Source organism: Variovorax sp. P4_B10 (assembly GCF_056402375.1).
Window position 1 is genome coordinate 17,150 of the sequence record NZ_JBFUHN010000031.1, and the last position, 16,896, is coordinate 34,045.

Consider the following 16,896-nt stretch of genomic DNA (forward strand, 5'->3'; position numbering starts at 1 on the left):
GAAACTTCGTGTTTCTTTCAGGCACCCTTGCCGTTGACGGAGTGCGGATGAGTTGGCGAACAAAAGTGGTCTGGAGCGAGGGGATGCTGTTGCAGCCTCAGCACCTGCAGCAAAGCGAGCGTCATGCCGATCATGCGCGGCATGTGCTCTTGCGTTCGACCACCCCCTATGCCTGGGGATTCGCCGAACTCGAAATCGACCAGGCCGCGCTCACGCTGGGCAAGCTCGCGCTGGTGCGCGCGGTCGGCATCTTCGGCGACGGCACGGTGTTCGACATGCCGGCGGTCGACCCGCTGCCCGAACCCATCGACATTCCTTCGTCCATGCGCGACGAGGCCGTCGTGCTCGCGCTGCCCCTGCGCCGTGCCGGTGCGCGCGAGGCCGACGCCGAAGACTATGAAGAGCTGGTGCGCCACCGCGTGCTCGAATCCGAAGTGCCGGATTCCAATACCGCCGGCGAGCGCACCGCCATGTTGCAGCTGGGCCAGCTCCACACGCGCCTGATGCGCGCCAGCGAGGCCACCGACGCCTGGACCACGATGGGCGTGGCCCGCGTGGTCGAGCGCCGCGTCGACAACCAGGTGCAGCTCGACCGCGCGATGCTGCCGCCGCTGCTCGACGTGGCGGGCCATGCGGTGATCCGCGCCTGGCTCGACGAGCTGCTGGGCCTGCTGCGCCAGCGCGGCGAGGCGCTGGCCGGCCGCATGACGCAGGGCGGCACCGGGGGCGTGGCCGAGATCGCCGACTTCATGCTGCTGCAGGCGGTGAACCGCAACGAGGCCGTCTTCGCGCACCTCGCCAAGAGCGCGATGCTGCACCCGCAGCATTTCTTCGAGCATGCGCTCGGGCTGGCCGGCGACCTGTCCAGCTTCCGCGACTCGCGCCGCGTGGCGCGCTTCGGTCCGTACATCCACGACGACCTCGCGCTGAGCTTCCGCCCGGTGATGGACGACCTGCGCCGCAGCCTCTCGATGGTGTTCGAACAATCGGCCATCCGCATCGAGCTGCACGACCGCAAGCACGGCGTGCGCGTGGCGATGGTGACCGACGTCGAACTGCAGCGCAAGGCGACCTTCGTGCTCGCGGTGAGTGCGAGCATGCCGAGCGAAGCGCTGCGCGCGCGCTTTCCGACGCAGGTCAAGATCGGCCCGGTCGAGCGCATCCGCGACCTCGTCAACCTGGCCTTGCCGGGCGTCACCTTGACGCCGATGCCGGTCGCACCGCGCCAGATTCCTTTCCACACGGGCGCCAACTACTTCGAACTCGAAACGCGCAACAGCGACCTGTGGCGCCAGCTCGAGCAATCCGGCGGCATCGCGATGCACATCGCCGGCGACTTCCCGGGCTTGGACCTCGCGTTCTGGGCCATTCGTTCCTAGCCACATCCGGCCGACGGAAACGGAACACCATCATGAGCACACCTCCCGACCCCTTCGCCGCCTTCGAGTCGGAACGCACGGTCATCAAGCCCAAGCCGCGCACGCCGGGCGGAACGCCGCCGGCCGCGGCGCCCGCGCCTTTCTTCGGCGGCGCCGAGCCGACGCCCGCCGCCGAGGTCGGCGAGATCGGCCTGCTCAACCCGCTGGTGTCGGCCGCCGGCAAGCTGCTGGTGCTGATCGGCAAGCTGCGCAACCTCGCGCAGCCGCCCAATGTGCCGGCGCTGCGTGCCTCCACCGCCGACGCGGTGAACCAGTTCGACGCCAGCGCGCGGCGCTCGGGCGTCAGCAACGAGTCGGTGCTCGCCGCGCGCTACGTGCTGTGCACTGCGCTCGACGAGGCCGTGGCCAACACGCCCTGGGGCGTGCAGGCCGGCTGGAACAAGCAGAGCCTGCTGGTGCAGTTTCACAACGAGACCTGGGGCGGCGAAAAAGTGTTCCAGCTGCTCGCCAAGCTCGCGCAGGACGTGCCCACGCACCGCCAGCTGCTGGAGCTGATCTACAGCGTGCTCGCGCTCGGCTTCGAAGGCCGCTACCGCGTGGTCGACAACGGCCGCGCGCAGCTCGACTCGGTGCGCCAGCGCCTGGCCGACCTGATCGCCAAGGACCGTCCCCAGCTCGAACCCGAACTCTCGCCGCACTGGCGCGGGCAGGGCGCGGGCACGGTGCGGCTGCGCGAATCGCTGCCGCTGTGGGTGTTCGCAGCGGGCTTCGCGTTCCTGCTCGCGCTGGCCTGGGTCGGCATGCGGCTCATGCTGAACAACCGCTCCGACACCACCTACGCGGCCGTCTCGGGCCTGCGCGTGCCCAACATCCAGATCGCGCCGCCGGCGCCGCCCGCGAAGACGCCGCGCCTCGCGCGCTTCCTCGAACCCGAGGTCAAGCAAGGGCTGGTCACCGTGACCGACGAGGCCGACCGCAGCGTGGTGCGGCTGCGCGGCGATTCCTTCTTCGGCTCCGGCAGCGCCGAGCCGATGGCCGCTTCGCTGCCGGTGCTGCGCCGCATCGGCCAGGCGCTGGCCGAGGTGAAGGGCGAGGTGCTGATCACCGGCCACTCCGACAACCAGCCGATCCGTTCGCTGCGCTATCCGTCCAACTGGCATCTCTCGGCCGCGCGGGCCGATGCGGTGAAGGGCGCGCTCACCACGCTGGTCGATCCGGCGCGCATGCGCTCCGACGGTAAGGCCGACGCCGAGCCGGTGGCCGCCAACGACACGCCGGCCAACCGGGCGCGCAACCGCCGCGTCGACATCGTCCTGCTGACCGAACCCGAACGGGTCGCTGCCGACACAGGAGCGACGAAATGATCAAGAAAATCTTCGGCTTCCTGTTCAGCCCGGTGCTGCTGACCATCCTGGCGCTGATCGTCGTCGCGCTGCTGATCTGGTGGATCGGCCCGCTGGTGAAGATCGGCTCGCTCGCGCCGCTCGAAAGCGAGATGGTGCGCTGGCTGCTGATCGGCGCCATCGTGCTGATGGTGGTGCTGCGCATGCTGTGGCGGCGCTGGCGCGCACGCCGTGCGAGCCAGCACCTGACAGATGGGCTCATGAAGGCGCCGGCCGCCAAGACGGATGCGCCCGGCGCACCTGGCAGTGGCGAGCAGAAGATCCTCGACACCCGTTTCAGCGAAGCCGTCGCCACCTTGAAGCAGATGCGCCTGCATGCGGCCRGCAAGAAGCCCGGCTGGCGCGACTGGCTCTCGATCTCGGGCGGCAGCTATCTCTACGACCTGCCGTGGTACGTCTTCATCGGCGCACCGGGCGCGGGCAAGACCACCGCACTGGTCAACTCGGGCCTGTCGTTCCCGCTCGCCGAGAAGTTCGGTCCGGGTGCGATCCGCGGCGTCGGCGGCACACGCAACTGCGACTGGTGGTTCACCGACGAGGCGGTGCTGATCGACACCGCCGGCCGCTACACCACGCAGGACAGCCACCAGACCGAAGACAAGAGCGCATGGGAGGGCTTCCTGGGCCTGCTCAAGAAGGCGCGTCCGCGCCGGCCGCTCAACGGCGTGTTCCTGACCGTGAGCGTGGACTACCTGCTGAGCCAGGGCCCCGAGCAGCGCACGCAGCTCGCCGCGTCGATCCGCGCGCGCCTGCTCGAACTCGATTCGAAGCTCACCACGCGGCTGCCGGTGTACGTGCTCGTCACCAAGAGCGACCTGCTCTACGGCTTCACCGACTACTTCGACGACCTCGGCAAGGAACAGCGCGCGCAGGTCTTCGGCTTCACGCTGCCCGCCGAAGAGAACGTGCAGCTCGACGAAAAGGGCCTCTCCACCGCCTTCCATCGCGAGTTCGCGCTGCTGCACAACCGCGTCAACGACGGTCTCATCGCGCGCATGCAGCGCGAGACCGACGGCACGCGCCGCGCGGCGATCTTCGGTTTTCCGGCGCAGTTCGGCTCCATCGGCTCGCTGTTGTCCGACCTGCTCGACCAGGTGTTCACCGGCTCGCGCTTCGCGCAGCCGCCCTGGGTGCGCGGCGTGTACTTCACCAGCGGCACGCAGGAGGGCAGCCCGATCGACCGCGTGATGGGCAGCCTGGCGCGCAGCTTCGGCATCGAGCGCGCGATGCTCGCGCCGCAGAAGAGCAGCGGCCGCAGCTACTTCCTCACCTCGCTGCTGCGCGACGTGGTGTTTCCCGAGCAGCGCCTCGCGGGCGCCGACGTGAAGCTGGAGCGCCGCCGCCACCTGCTGCGCATGACGGGCGTGGCCGCGATGACGCTGGTCACCATCGGTCTCCTGGCCGGCTGGGGCTACAGCACGTACCGGAACATGGACTACCTGAAGTCGGTCGAGGCCCGTGCCGTGCCTGCACAGAAGATGCTGGCGAACCTGCCTGTGCAGCTGCAGAACCTGGTCGAGGTCGCGCCCGTGATGCAGGGCCTGCGCGACATCTGGAAGACACCCGAGAACCGCCAGGGCGACGAGCCGCTCTCGATGACGCTGGGCCTCTACCAGGGCGACAAGCTCGACGCCGCTGCCATGCTCACGCACCAGCGCGCGCTCAACGACGTCTTCCTGCCGCAGATCGCCAAGCGCATCGAAGACCAGCTTCGCACTGCGCAGAAGGACAACCTCGAGTACACCTACGAAGCGCTCAAGAGCTACCTGATGCTCTACCAGCCCGAGCACTTCGACCCCGAGGCGCTCAAGGCCTGGATCACGCTCGACTGGGCGCGCAGCCTGGACCGCGGCATTCCCGAAGACCAGCGCAAGGCGCTCGAAGACCAGCTCGACGTGCTCATTGCGCAAGGCCCGCCGCGCTCGCCGCTCAAGATGGACGAGAACCTGGTGCGCAGCGTGCGCGCCGTGCTCGCGAGCTATCCGCTGGAGCAGCGCGTGTTCAGCCGCCTGAAGCGCCAGCGCGCAACCAAGGACATCCCGGCCTTCAGCGTGGCCACCGCCGCCGGCCCCTCCGCGCCGCTGGTGTTCGAACGCATCAGCGGCAAGCCGCTGACCGAAGGCGTGCCGGGCATGTTCACCTACGACGGCTATCACAAGCGCTTCCAGAACGAGGTCACGGTGCTCACCGGCCTGCTCGCGGCGGAAGACCCGTGGGTGCTCGGCCAGGACAAGGGCGCCGCCGACCGGCTGCGCGACGTGGCCGCGCTCGGCGCGCTGACCGACCGCGTGCGCCGCCTCTACCTCGCGGAGTACGTGAAGCAGTGGGAAGCGCTGCTCGCCGATGTGCGGCTGATCCGCGCCAGCGGCCTGGAGAAGAACATCGAGGCCGCGCGCATTCTCTCGGGCGTGAGCTCGCCGCTCGCCAACTTCCTGCGCGCCGTGGTCAAGGAGACCACGCTGATTCCGTCCGACCAACCGAAGGACGTGGTGAGCAAGGCCACCGCCACCGTCGCCAGCACGCGCAAGGGCCTCGAAGACCTGTTCGGCGGCGACCCGAACAAGCCGGTGGCCAGCGGCAAGCGCATCGAGAGCATCGTCGACGACCGCTTCGAGCCGCTGCGCCGCCTCGTCACCGCCGCGGCGCCGGGCCAGCCTGCGCCCCTCGACGATGCGCTGAAGCTCTTCAACGAGGTGTACGTGTACCTCAACGCGGTCGACACGGCCGTGAAGGGCCGTACCTCGCCGCCGCCCGGCGACGTGGCGGGCAAGCTCAAGGCCGACGCCGGCCGCCTGCCCGAGCCGGTGCGCTCGATGGTCGAGAACCTCAGCCAGTCGGGCGCCGCCCAGGCGCAGGTGGCCGAACGCGGCAACCTGAGCCAGGACCTGCGGCCGGTGACCGAGTTCTGCACGCGGGCCATCGCGGGCCGCTACCCGTTCTCTCCGACGAGCAAGCGCGACGTGCTGCCCGAGGACTTCGGCCAGATGTTCGGCGCCGGCGGCCTGATGGACGACTTCTTCCAGAAGCGCCTCGCTGCGCTGGTCGACACCAGCACGCGGCCGTGGCGCTACAAGCCCGTGGCCGAACGCGGTGCGATCACCACGCAGGCGCTGGCGCAGTTCGAGCGTGCCGCGCGCATCAAGGACATCTTCTTCCGCGCCGGTGGCCGTGGCCCGTCGATGCGGCTGGACTTCAAGCCGGTGGAGATGGACGCGGGCATCACCCAGTTCATCCTCGATGTCGACGGCCAGCTCGTGAAGTACGCGCACGGTCCCGTGGTGCCGATGGCCGTGCAGTGGCCCGGGCCGAAGGGCAGCAACCAAGTGCGCATCCAGGTGAGCCCGCCTTCGGCCACCGGCAGCTCGGGGTCGGCGGTCGATGGGCCGTGGGCCTTGTTCCGTGCGCTCGACGACGGCCAGCTCGAAGCCGGCGATGCGCCCGAGAAGTTTTTCATCACCTTCCAGATCGGCGCCCGCAAGACGCGCTTCGAGGTGACGACGAACAGCGTGCAGCATCCGATCCGGTTGCGCGAGCTGCGGGAGTTTTCCTGTCCGGAGGGGCTGTGAGCCTGGCCTCTTCTCCGCCGTCCCTGTTTGCCTCTGCCGAATTGCCCGGGTGGTTCGGCAAGCTGCCGGGCATGGGGGACTTTGCGCACCGGCGCCTGCCCGAGTCGTTTCGCTCCGTGTGGGATCCGTGGCTGCAGCGCGGCATGGCGCGGCTGCGGGACCGGCATGCGGACTGGACGTCGCATTACCTCGAGGCGCCGATCTGGTGCTTTGCGCTCGGGCCGCAGGTGGTGGGGGCGCGGGCGTGGATCGGGGTGTTGATGCCTTCCGTCGATGGGGTGGGGCGGTACTTTCCGTTCACGCTGGCCGTCGAGCTGGGAGACGAGGTTTCCGATGCGCTCCAGGGGGAGGCGCTGGTTGCTGCGCTGCACTGGTGGGCGCTGGGGACGCAGGCTGCGCTGGAGGGGCTGGATGGGGATCTGGATGCGCTGCGGTTCGATGCGGTGCTGGGGCGGTTGTTCGTCTCCCCCGCTGGCGAGGCTGCCGTAGGCGTCGAGTCGCTGGCGCTGCCGGGGGCGGGGGCTTCGTTGTGGTTGGGGGATCCCGCTGTCGAGGGCGGGGTTCGGATGCTGGCGACCGGGTTGCCCCGGGATGCGCAGTTCGACGCATTGTTCTTGGGGAGCGGGGAATGAGGGGAGCCACTCGTTGTCTTTCACCTGAAGGCGTTCAGACGGCAGGAGCAGGTCGATGACCGACAACGCCCCGCCGCCGGAAGACGACCGCACCCGCGTCGTGTCGCGCCCCGCGCAGCCGACAGGCGGCGGCGACACCGGTGCAACCGTCATCACCGCCGGCACGACAAGCCTGCCCGGCGTCCCTGTCCCGGTGACAAGCCCCGCCACGGGCACGCACGAAGCAGGCCTCTTGCCAGTAGGCAGCCGCCTCGCGGAATTCGAAATCACGAGAGTCATCGGCCAGGGCGGCTTCGGCGTCGTCTACGAAGCCTGGGACCACGCGCTGGAACGCGTCGTCGCCATCAAGGAGTACCTCCCGACGTCGCTCTCCACAAGACAGCAGGACGGCACCGTCGCCCCCCTGTCGGAACGGCACAGGGAAACCTTCGACCTCGGCATGCGCAGCTTCATCAACGAAGCCCGCCTCCTCGCCCAGTTCGACCACCCGTCCCTCCTCAAGGTCTACAGGTTCTGGCAGGAGCGAGGCACCACCTACATGGTGATGCCCTTCTACCGCGGCGACACCCTGAGGGAAGCACTGGTCTCCATCCCCGCAGGCGTGGACGAAGCCTGGCTCATCCRCATCATGGACGGCGTCACGCAGGCGCTGGCCGTGATGCACAACGCCAACTGCTACCACCGCGACATCGCCCCCGACAACATCATCCTGCTCGAAGGCTCCGGCCGCCCGGTGGTGCTCGACTTCGGCGCCGCGCGCCGCGTGATCACCGACAAGACGCAGGCGATCACCGTCATCCTCAAGCCCGGCTACGCGCCCATCGAGCAGTACGCCGAGATGCCCGACATGTCGCAGGGCGCGTGGACCGATGTCTATGCGCTCGCGGCCGTGATGCACGTGGCTGTGTGCGGGCGCGCGCCGCCGCCTTCGGTGGCGCGGCTCCTGTCCGACAGCTACGTGCCGCTCGCGGGCAACGAGATCCTGCGCCAGCGCTACAGCCTGCGGCTGCTGCAGGCGATCGATGCGGGTCTGGGCGTGCGGCCCGAGCAGCGGCCGCAGTCGATGGCCGAACTGCGCGCGGCGCTCGACCTGGAAGTCGGCCACAGCATGGCGCCGCCGCCGCGCACCGTGCCGCCTGCGGGGGCGCGCAGCGGCAATTCCAACGCGAATGCTGCGACGGTCATCGGCAACACGGGCGGCAGGAAAGCGCCGCCACAGGCGCCCGCGCCCGGCACCGGCAGCAGCAGCGGCGGCAAGGGCAAGGCGGTTGCCGCACTGGCTTCGGTGGCCGTCGTCGCCGCCATCGCCGGCGGCGGCTGGTGGTGGTACCAGGGCCGCGCCGGCGGTGCAGGCGGCGATGTGGCCGGCGGCCAAGGCAAGACCGATGTCACCACCGCGCCGCCACCGCCGCAGGACATCAAGGTCACCCAGACCCCGCCACCACCACCACCACCGCCGCCCCCACCCGCGCCGCGCACGCCGGTCGAATCGCTGCAGTCGCTCGCGGCCGGCGCCGCGCCCGGTTTCGACGTCACGGCCACCGCGAAGAAGCCCGAGGTCGCCATCGGCAAGGACAAGCTCGCCTTCGAGGTCCGCAGCAAGCGCGAAGGCTTCGTCTACGTGTTCCTGCTGTCGAGCGGCGGCGAGATGTTCCTGCTGTTCCCGAACCTGCTCGACAAGTACAACAAGATCAACGCCAACAGCGCGCTCTCGTTGCCGCGCGCTTCATGGCCGATGGACGCCGGCGGGCCTGCCGGCACCAACCAGTTCGCCGTGCTCGTCAGCGAACACGAGCGCGACTTCAGTGCGTCCGGCGTGCGGAACGACGGCGTGTTTCCGCAGTTCCCGTTGCCGGTGCTCGCGGCGCTCGAAGCCACGCGCGGCACCGGGCCGTCTCCGCTGCTGGGCAAGCCGGTCTGCGCGCCCAACGCCCCGTGCAACGACGTCTACGGCGTTGCGAATTTCAAAATCGTCGAGAAGTAATCGTCTGTAGAGCGTTGGCCCGATGGGCCGCTTTTTTCCGGACAAGGAGACTTTCATGAACACCTCGCAGTCGCCGCTCTTCGCTTCCGCCCTGCGCTGGGCCACCGTCGCGGCCGTCGCCTCGCTGGCGGGCTGCGCCGGCACACCGCCGGCCGCCACCACGGGCACGGCCGCCGACGCCACCGCGCCGGCAACGACCGCCGGCTCGCGCCCCGCATCCACCGGCGCGAGCGTGGCCGGGCAGGCGCGCACTTTCTCGACCCAGCTCGCCACCTACACCTCGGTCAGCTTCGACGCGGTGCCCGGCTGGGCGCGCGACGATTTCTCCGAGACCTGGCCAGCCTTCCTCGGCAGCTGCAAGGTGCTCACCGGCCGCGGCGCCGAGTGGAAGGAGGTGTGCAACCGCTCCGCCAGGGTCGACGGCAAGAACAACAATGCCATCCGCGGCTTCTTCGAGAGCGAGTTCTCGGCCTACCAGATCCGCGACGACGACCGCAAGCCCGACGGCGTGGTCACCGGCTACTTCGAGCCCGAGATCGCCGGCAGCCGGCAGTACGCAGCGCCGTTCATCTATCCGGTCTACGGCCAGCCCGACGACATGCTGTTTGCCGATGCGCGCAAGCTGCCGGCCGGCAGCGGCACGGTGGCGGCGCGGATCGAGGGCCGCAACGTGGTGGTGCAGACCGGCCTCAGCACGCGCGACATGGGCGCGCCGGGCCTCTACGCGCTCGACCTCTCGGGCATCTCGCGCGACACGCTCGACCGCAAGGTGCGCCTGCGGGCCGAGGGCAAGCAATTGCTGCCCTACTACACGCGAGAAGAAATCGAGACCAAGGGCGCGCCCAACGCCAAGGTGCTGGCCTTCGTGAGCAGCGCCACCGCGCTGTACGAAATGCAGATCCAGGGCTCGGGCCGCATCAAGCTGGCCAACGGCGAGATCATCCGCGTCGCCTACGCCGAGCAGAACGGCCAGCCCTTCCGCCCCACGCTGGCGCAGGCCGCCAACGGCAAGCCGAGCAGCCCGGTCAAGGTGCGCGGCTCGTCGATCGAGCTGCAACTCGACGACGGCGATGACGACGACGCCGGCAATGTCTCGAGCAACACCATCCGCACGCGCGGCTTCACGCTGGCCCGGCCCACCGCCAGCGGCGCGGTCGTGGTGCCGGGGCGGCGCGCGGCGGGGCCGGTCATCGGCTCGGGCATCAAGGACCCAAGCTATGTGTTCTTCAAGGAATCCACCTCGCCCGTCGGCGGACCGGTGGGCGCCTTCGGCGTGCCGCTGTCGGCGGGGCGCTCGATCGCGGTCGATCCGCGCAGCACACCGCTCGGCTACCCGGTGTTCGTCTCGACGCGCACGCCCGGCAGCGGCGCGCCGATGCAGCGCCTGACGATTGCGCAGGACACCGGCGGCGCCATCCGCGGCGCGGTGCGGGCCGACTATTTCTTCGGCAACGGCCTGCAGGCCGCGACCAACGCGCGCCGCATGAAGGAGCGCGGCCAGCTGTGGATTCTCCTGCCCCGAGGGCTGGCCGTGGCGCAGGCCGCGGCGTCGTCGGCGATCCGCACGCGCGGCGGCCCGGTCGGCGCCGACCTGCCGCAGTGCCTCGTGCCGACCGAAGGCGTCTGCGTCGATGACTGACTGACTGACGGACTGATGTTCTTCCTCGACCAACGGCCACCAGATGCAGGAAACGCTTTCGTCTGCGGAAAGCACTGAGCTCGTCCGCCTCTGGCGGCGGCGGCAGACGCTGTCCTCGAACGACATGGGCACCATGTACCGCATCGTGGGCGATGCGCTCGTGGCCTGCAATCCGCCCGAGCTCCAGGTGCTGGGCGAGGGGCGGCAGGAACTGGTGGCGCAGTTCATCTACGTGAAGGTGCTGCGGCTCGATGCCGACCCCGACGAGGCCGAGGAGCGCGCGAGCCACAGCGCACCGTCGAGCGCCTTCGCGCTGTGCGCGTACTTCCGGCGCTACCTCATCGATTGCACGCGGGCCAGCTCTTTCCGCCGCAAGCTGTCCATCGGCGACCAGATCACCGAGGCCCAGCTCGAGGACGAGATCGGCGCCGGCGAAGACCTCGACGGCTGCCTCGCCGAACACGGCCTGAGCGCCCAGGCGGTGCAGTTGGCCGCGCGCGCCTTCATCGCCGAGCTGCCCGAGCCCGAGCGCATCCTGCTGTGCGAGGGCTTCGGCAAGGAGGCCGAGGGCGGCCTGTCGGGCATCGCCTCGCGCCATGCCATCGCTTCCTACCACTACCGCGCGGGCCGGCTGGGCCTCGTGCACAAGCGCGAGGGGCTGACCGCCGACTACGCCAAGACCCGGCTGGGCGGCTGGATCCAGCAGACCCTGGGCATCGCCATCGAGACGGAAAACATGGCGGCGATCCTGCAGGTTTTCAAAATCCTCGGTGCTGAAGCGTCTTATGCCTGAAGACATAGCCATTCAGGAACAGACCGCCATGAACACCGAACTCTGGCCCCCGCTCAGCGCGATCCGCAATGCGTTCGAAACCGGCGCGGCCGCGCCCGCCGCCGCGGCCACCACGGTGGCCATGCCGGGTACCGCGCTGCAGGCCGAGCCGGGCGCCGCCGCGGCAGCACCGCCGTCCGCCGTGCTCGACCTGCTGCTTCCCTTGACCGAATTGGCCCGGCGCCGCGAGGCTGTCGCCCAGCGCGCTTTCACCGCACGCTGGGCGCCGGGCCGCCTCGTCAGCGTGGTGCACGAAGGGCGACTGCTCGGCGTGTTGCTCGACCGCTGCATCCACGGCGATCTCTGGCAGGGCTGGATGGCCGCGGGCGAGGCCGACTGGGCCTCGGCCTTCGACGTGCTGCTCGAACCCGACGATGAACCCTTCGAGCCGGCGTTCGGCCTGATCCAGGCCTGGAACGTGCTCACGCTCGAGCCCAGCCCGCAACTGTGCGCGCGCGTGCTCGGCGAGATTTCGGCCACCCGGCTCGCCGCGATCCGCGCGGTGCACGACGAGTGGGCCGCGCAGAAGGTGCTGCCCATCGCACCCGCGCCGGGGCGCATCGCGCTGCGCACGGTGGGCGGGGTGTTCTCGGTGCTGTCGGGCACGCCGCTCGGCGCGCAGGACCCGCGTGCCGACTACCAGGCGCTGTACCGCAACGCAGGCCTGCAGCTGGGCTCGGCGCTGGTGCAGTCCGCGGATGCGCCGCCGGCCGCGCCGGCTTCTTCGCGCGCCCGGCCCCCCGAGCGATCCGAGAGCGGCTGGTGGGACAGCATCCGGCGCTGGCTCGGCGCCGACGGGTGGATGCGCCCTGCGTTCGCGGTGCTGGCGCTGTTCGTGGTGGTGCAGAACGTCGGCCTGCTCGGCGGACGCAGCGCGGAAGAAGACGATGTGCGCTTTCGCACCGTACCCACCGTGCCGGCCGCGGCGCCGGCCAACCTGGTCGTGCGCTGGAAGGACGGCGTGCGCGTGGACGAAGCCGACCGCCTGCTGCGCACGATGTCGGCCGAAGTGGTCGGCGGCCCGGGCACCGACGGCGCCTGGCGTCTGCGCGTGCCCGATCCTGTAGCGGGACTGTCGGTGCTGGCGGCGTCGCCGCTGGTCGAATCGGCCAGGCCGGCGTCGGAGCGGCCATGACGCATGCCATGCGATCGCGCTGTTTGCGAGTCGCGCTGGCGCTGGTGTTGCTGGTGTTCGGCGGTGCCGCCTTCGCCACCCAGCGCGCCCTGCTCGTAGGCGTCTCCGAACTCGTGAACCAGCCGCAGGCGCTGTGGCTGCAGGCGCCGCGCAACGACGTGATGCTGATGCGCGATGCGCTGCAGAAGCAGGGCTTCGCGGCGGCCGACATCACCGTGCTCGCCGACGGCGTGAGCGGCGCGGCACTGCCCGAATCGCAGGCCATCCACGACGCGCTCGGCCGCCTGCTCGCGCAATCGAAGAGCGGGGATTTCGTGCTGCTCTACTTCTCGGGCCACGGCACGCGGTTGCGCGATGTCGCCAAGCGCTACCAGGAGCCCGACGGCCTGTCCGAAAACTTTCTCGCGCGCGATGTGCGCGGCACGCTCGGCAGCGACAACGTCCTGACGGGCGATCTGCGCGACGCCGATTTCGATGCCTGGATCCAGGCCTTCCTGGCCCGCAACGTGTTCGTCGCCTCCATCTTCGACACCTGCTCCGCGAACTCCATGACCCGCAGCGCGGCCGATACGCCGGCCACCGCCGAAGGCGCAGGCGACGACGAAGTGCGCTGGCGCGGCCTGCGCACTTCGCAGCTGCTCGGCGCGCCCGGACCTGCGGCGCGCACCGCCGTAGCGAGGCCTGCCGTGACCGACCCCGTGCCGCGCGCACGCTATGTCGCGCTCTTCGCCTCCGAGAGCCACCAGATCACGCCCGAGCTGCGCCTGCCGCGCAAGAGCCGCAATGCGCGGCCGCAGGGGCTCCTGACCTGGGCCGTGGTCGAAGCGCTGGGGCGCAGGCCCGCCACCTGGCGCGAGCTGTTCGACGGCGTGCTGTCGGTCTACCCGCCGGTGATCGACGAACTGGCGCAACGTTTTCCCACCCGGGAGCTGCCCTCGCCGGTGGCCGAGGGCAACCTCGACGCGCCGCTTTTTGCCAACCGCGCGCAGGCCGCCTCGACGCGGCCGGTCTGGCGCGCGCAGCGCTCCGGCGACACCCTGACGCTGCAGGCCGGCCTGCTCGACGGCCTGGTGGCCCAGCAGCCGCTGCGCGTACTGGCCACCATGGACGACGGCACGCTGCGCAGCRCGCAGGGCACGCTGGCGCAGGCGTATATCGACAAGGCCCGCATGGCGGTGCCGCCCGCGCTGCGCGAACTCTCCGGCGCAGCGCTCTGGAACATCACGCCGCTCGGCGAGCCGGCGTCGCTGGCGCTGCGCGTGCGCGCGGACCAGGGCCTGCCGCCCGGGCTGAGCCTCGAATATCCGGCCTCCGTCGTTGCCGTGGGCGAGTCGGACGCCACGGCCGATGTGCGCTGGACCGGCGCCAGGCTGGACGTGCTCTCGCCGCAGCTCGGTGGCAACGGCGGCGGCACAGGCGCATCGGGTGCGAAGAGCGTGCCGATCGACTCGGCACTGGCGCGCCGCCGTCTCGAAACACTGGCCCGCCTCAAGTGGCTCAACCAGCTCGGCACCATTGCCAGGGATTCGCAGTTCGACGGGTTCGATGCGGTGTTCGAGGTCTGGAGCGGCGAGCGCCTGCTGCGCAGCGGACCCGCGCAGCAGGTCGATGCCCGCCTCCTGCCGCTGCGCACCGGCGAGCGCGCCGTGCTCAACGTGCGCAACACCAGCGGGCGTTCGGTGGACCTCGTCGTGGTCGGCATCGATCCGCAGGGCGGCGCGCGCCAGGTCTATCCCGAGGACCCGGGCGAAACCAACCGCTTCAAGCGCGGCACGCGCGAGGCGCCCGCGGTCAAGCGCTTCGAGCTGCCCTGGTTCAACGCCGAAGGCAGCCGGCTGCTGGTGCTGGCCACGCCCGCCGCGCCCTATAGCGCGCCGCGCCTCTTCGGCACCGGTGTCGGCGATGCGTCGCCCGAGGTCCGGGTCCGCGGGGCCCTGCAGCCCGACAGCGAGCGGCAGACCTTCGCCGCCATGGTTCATTGGACGGGCGAAGGCCTGTCCGCGAAGTAACGACAACCGACCACCGCCACCACCGAATTTTTCTCAGGAGATCGACATGAGCTGGACCTACGATGGAAAACTGGACCCCGACGAGGCCCTGCGCCTGCTCGACTACCTGTCGGGCGAATCGGGCAACGACATCTCGATGATGATCGAGAGCAAGGGCTCGCCGATCGAAGGCGAGTCCAAGCGCACCTACGAAGACGGCAAGCAGCGCATGGACATCGGCGGCTATTCGTACAAGTCCGACGTGGTCGTTCCGCCCGGCTCCAGCAAGGGCAAGCTGCGCAACCACGCCTTCATCGTGATCCGCGACTGCGACGCGGCCACGGCGTCGATCGCGAGCCTGCTGAAGAACCAGGACAGCGACCTGAAGGTGACCGTATCGGTCTTCAAGGCCGGCGGCGACAGCTCCAAGGACCTGCAATCGCACCTGGAGTTCGTGCTCGAGGGCGCGCGCGTGAACTGCCACGCCATCATCACCGGCGGCACGCCCAAGCGGCCCTGCGACATCATCTTCTTCGACTACACGAAGCTCGAAATCCGCTCAGCGCCGCAGCAGCAGACGGGTGCACGGGGTGCTGTGCGCACTTGCACTTTTACGGGGAACTGAGATGGCGGTTTGCGTCGTGTTTGACGTGCGTTGTTCGGGGCGCTGCTGTTCAGGGCGCGACCACGCCGACGGTGTGCGCAGCGAAGCGAATGTCCCCCGGCGCGGCCTAGGGCCGCAGGCCTCCTCCTTTATTTCGCTGCGCAGAGCACACCGTCGGCGTGATCGCTCAGAGCACTGGTTGATCGGCCGCAAACCGACAGCGTGCCCTCGTGCGCAGGGCACCGGGTGCTCCCCGCAGCGAAATAAAGGAGGAGCGAAGCGGGGGACATTCGCGGAGGGGAGTACCCGGTGTCCTGTGCACGCACCCCGAACACAAGCGCCCCGAACAAGCACCCCGAACACAAGCACTGACACCGAACGGAGCAACACATGACCACATCCGCCGAACTCCTCAAGTCCGCCGACCCGGTGGCCGCCCTCAAGGCGCTCAGCGACGAGGTGCGCGCCAAGCCCTCCGACAGCAAGCACCGCGTCTTCATGGCGCAACTGCTGTGCGTGCTGGGCCAGTGGGAGCGCGCGCTCAACCAGTTGACTGTCGCGGCCGAGCTCGATGCGCTCGCCGTGCCCATGAAGCAGGTGTACGGCGATGCCGTGCGCTGCGAAGGTCTGCGCGCCGAAGTGTTCGCCGGCACGCGCACGCCCATGATCTTCGGCCAGCCCGACGAATGGCTGGCGCTTCTCATCGAGTCGCTGCTGCGGCAGGGGCGCGGCGAGTCCGAACTGGCTGAAGACCTTCGCCAGCGCGCCTTCGACAGCGCGCCCGCCATCGGCGGCACCATCGATGGCGTGCCCTTCGAATGGCTGGCCGATGCCGACATGCGCCTGGGCCCGGTGCTCGAAGCCTTCGTCAATGGGAAGTACTACTGGATTCCCTACGCCCGGCTTGCGCACATCAAGATCGACCCGCCCGAGGACCTGCGCGACTGCGTCTGGATGCCCGCGCACCTGCAGTTCGAGAACGGCGGCGAAACGCTCGCGCTCATTCCCACCCGCTACGAAGGCACCGAGCAATGCGAAGACGGCGAGCTGCGGCTCGCGCGCAAGACCGAGTGGCGCGAGCTGCGCCCCGAGGTCTGGGCCGGCTACGGCCAGCGTGTGCTGGGCAGCGATGCCGGCGAGTACGCGCTCATGGATGTGCGCGAGATCCTGTTCACGCCGGCGGCCTCTGCCGAAGCTCCGGAAGAAAGCAGCGACGGTGGCTGAACTCACCGCCCAGGAGCGCCTGCAGCCTTCGCTGCTCGACCGCCTGGTCGACAACGCGCCCACCGAGAAGCGCGAGAGCGACGAGAAGCGCACGCTGACCAAGCAGGCGCTGCGCGCGGCCGTGCTGCGCGACCTGAGCTGGCTCTTCAACGCCACCGGCTTCGGGCTCGCGATGGACGACAAGCAATACCCGAATGCCGCGCGCTCGGTCATCAATTACGGATTGCCTATGCTGTCTGGCCAGTTCACCTCGTCGGTGCAGCGTGTCAGCATGGAACAGGCTTTGAAGAACGCAATCCTGCAGTTCGAGCCGCGCATTTTGTCCCGCACTCTCGAAGTGGAACTCGTCATGGAAGGCTCGGCACTGGACTCCCACAACAGCATCGGCCTGCAGATCCGCGGCATGCTGTGGGCGCAACCCGTGCCGCTGGAGTTCCTGATGCGAAGCCGTGTTGATCTGGAAGAAGGCCGCATAGAGATCGTGGACATGGCGCAAAACCCAAGGTAAGT

Annotated in this window: 12 protein-coding genes; all 12 read left to right on the forward strand. The window is 69.5% G+C overall.

Annotated elements, in window-relative coordinates; all coding sequences use genetic code 11:
- The first annotated feature begins 47 nt into the window (after positions 1 to 47).
- The 12 genes from tssK (at position 48) to tssE (ending at position 16,894) form a co-directional block, all read left to right on the forward strand.
- Complete coding sequence (tssK, locus tag AC1DXX_RS16190; protein ID WP_478135221.1) at positions 48 to 1,379, forward strand: type VI secretion system baseplate subunit TssK; 1,332 nt, start codon at positions 48 to 50, stop codon at positions 1,377 to 1,379.
- Between the two features lie 32 nt (positions 1,380 to 1,411).
- Complete coding sequence (locus tag AC1DXX_RS16195; RefSeq protein ID WP_478135222.1) at positions 1,412 to 2,743, forward strand: DotU family type VI secretion system protein; 1,332 nt, start codon at positions 1,412 to 1,414, stop codon at positions 2,741 to 2,743.
- Positions 2,740 to 6,348, forward strand: coding sequence for a type VI secretion system membrane subunit TssM (gene tssM, locus AC1DXX_RS16200; protein ID WP_478135223.1), 3,609 nt, complete (start codon positions 2,740 to 2,742; stop codon positions 6,346 to 6,348). The genes AC1DXX_RS16195 and tssM overlap by 4 nt, the downstream gene beginning before the upstream one ends.
- A complete protein-coding gene (tagF, locus tag AC1DXX_RS16205; protein WP_478135224.1) occupies positions 6,345 to 6,980 on the forward strand; it encodes a type VI secretion system-associated protein TagF in 636 nt (211 codons plus the stop codon). Before tssM ends, tagF begins: the two co-directional genes overlap by 4 nt.
- Before the next feature lie 55 nt (positions 6,981 to 7,035).
- Positions 7,036 to 8,964, forward strand: coding sequence for a protein kinase domain-containing protein (locus AC1DXX_RS16210; protein WP_478135225.1), 1,929 nt, complete (start codon positions 7,036 to 7,038; stop codon positions 8,962 to 8,964).
- A gap of 55 nt (positions 8,965 to 9,019) precedes the next feature.
- Complete coding sequence (gene mltA / locus AC1DXX_RS16215) at positions 9,020 to 10,603, forward strand: murein transglycosylase A (protein WP_478135226.1); 1,584 nt, start codon at positions 9,020 to 9,022, stop codon at positions 10,601 to 10,603.
- 124 nt (positions 10,604 to 10,727) lie between these two features.
- Positions 10,728 to 11,396, forward strand: coding sequence for a hypothetical protein (locus tag AC1DXX_RS16220; RefSeq protein ID WP_478135227.1), 669 nt, complete (start codon positions 10,728 to 10,730; stop codon positions 11,394 to 11,396).
- A gap of 28 nt (positions 11,397 to 11,424) precedes the next feature.
- On the forward strand, positions 11,425 to 12,570 hold the full coding sequence (locus AC1DXX_RS16225) for a hypothetical protein (protein ID WP_478135228.1): 1,146 nt from the start codon (positions 11,425 to 11,427) through the stop codon (positions 12,568 to 12,570).
- Positions 12,571 to 12,578: 8 nt separating this feature from the next.
- Positions 12,579 to 14,579 (forward strand): caspase family protein, encoded by a 2,001-nt coding sequence (locus tag AC1DXX_RS16230; RefSeq protein WP_478135229.1) that lies wholly within the window; start codon positions 12,579 to 12,581, stop codon positions 14,577 to 14,579.
- A 46-nt stretch (positions 14,580 to 14,625) separates the two neighbouring features.
- Positions 14,626 to 15,183 (forward strand): hypothetical protein, encoded by a 558-nt coding sequence (locus tag AC1DXX_RS16235; RefSeq protein ID WP_478135230.1) that lies wholly within the window; start codon positions 14,626 to 14,628, stop codon positions 15,181 to 15,183.
- Between the two features lie 369 nt (positions 15,184 to 15,552).
- Positions 15,553 to 16,386 (forward strand): type VI secretion system accessory protein TagJ, encoded by an 834-nt coding sequence (locus tag AC1DXX_RS16240; protein ID WP_478135231.1) that lies wholly within the window; start codon positions 15,553 to 15,555, stop codon positions 16,384 to 16,386.
- On the forward strand, positions 16,379 to 16,894 hold the full coding sequence (gene tssE, locus AC1DXX_RS16245; RefSeq protein WP_042582249.1) for a type VI secretion system baseplate subunit TssE: 516 nt from the start codon (positions 16,379 to 16,381) through the stop codon (positions 16,892 to 16,894). The genes AC1DXX_RS16240 and tssE overlap by 8 nt, the downstream gene beginning before the upstream one ends.
- The last annotated feature ends 2 nt before the right edge of the window (positions 16,895 to 16,896 follow it).

Bases quoted from the DNA above. Each gene is read 5' to 3' on its own strand.
- tssK (WP_478135221.1), top strand. From the start codon at position 48: ATGAGTTGGCGAACAAAAGTGGTCTGGAGCGAGGGGATGCTGTTGCAG.
- AC1DXX_RS16195 (WP_478135222.1), top strand. From the start codon at position 1,412: ATGAGCACACCTCCCGACCCCTTCGCCGCCTTCGAGTCGGAACGCACG.
- mltA (WP_478135226.1), top strand. From the start codon at position 9,020: ATGAACACCTCGCAGTCGCCGCTCTTCGCTTCCGCCCTGCGCTGGGCC.
- AC1DXX_RS16220 (WP_478135227.1), top strand. From the start codon at position 10,728: ATGGGCACCATGTACCGCATCGTGGGCGATGCGCTCGTGGCCTGCAAT.
- AC1DXX_RS16225 (WP_478135228.1), top strand. From the start codon at position 11,425: ATGAACACCGAACTCTGGCCCCCGCTCAGCGCGATCCGCAATGCGTTC.
- AC1DXX_RS16235 (WP_478135230.1), top strand. From the start codon at position 14,626: ATGAGCTGGACCTACGATGGAAAACTGGACCCCGACGAGGCCCTGCGC.
- AC1DXX_RS16240 (WP_478135231.1), top strand. From the start codon at position 15,553: ATGACCACATCCGCCGAACTCCTCAAGTCCGCCGACCCGGTGGCCGCC.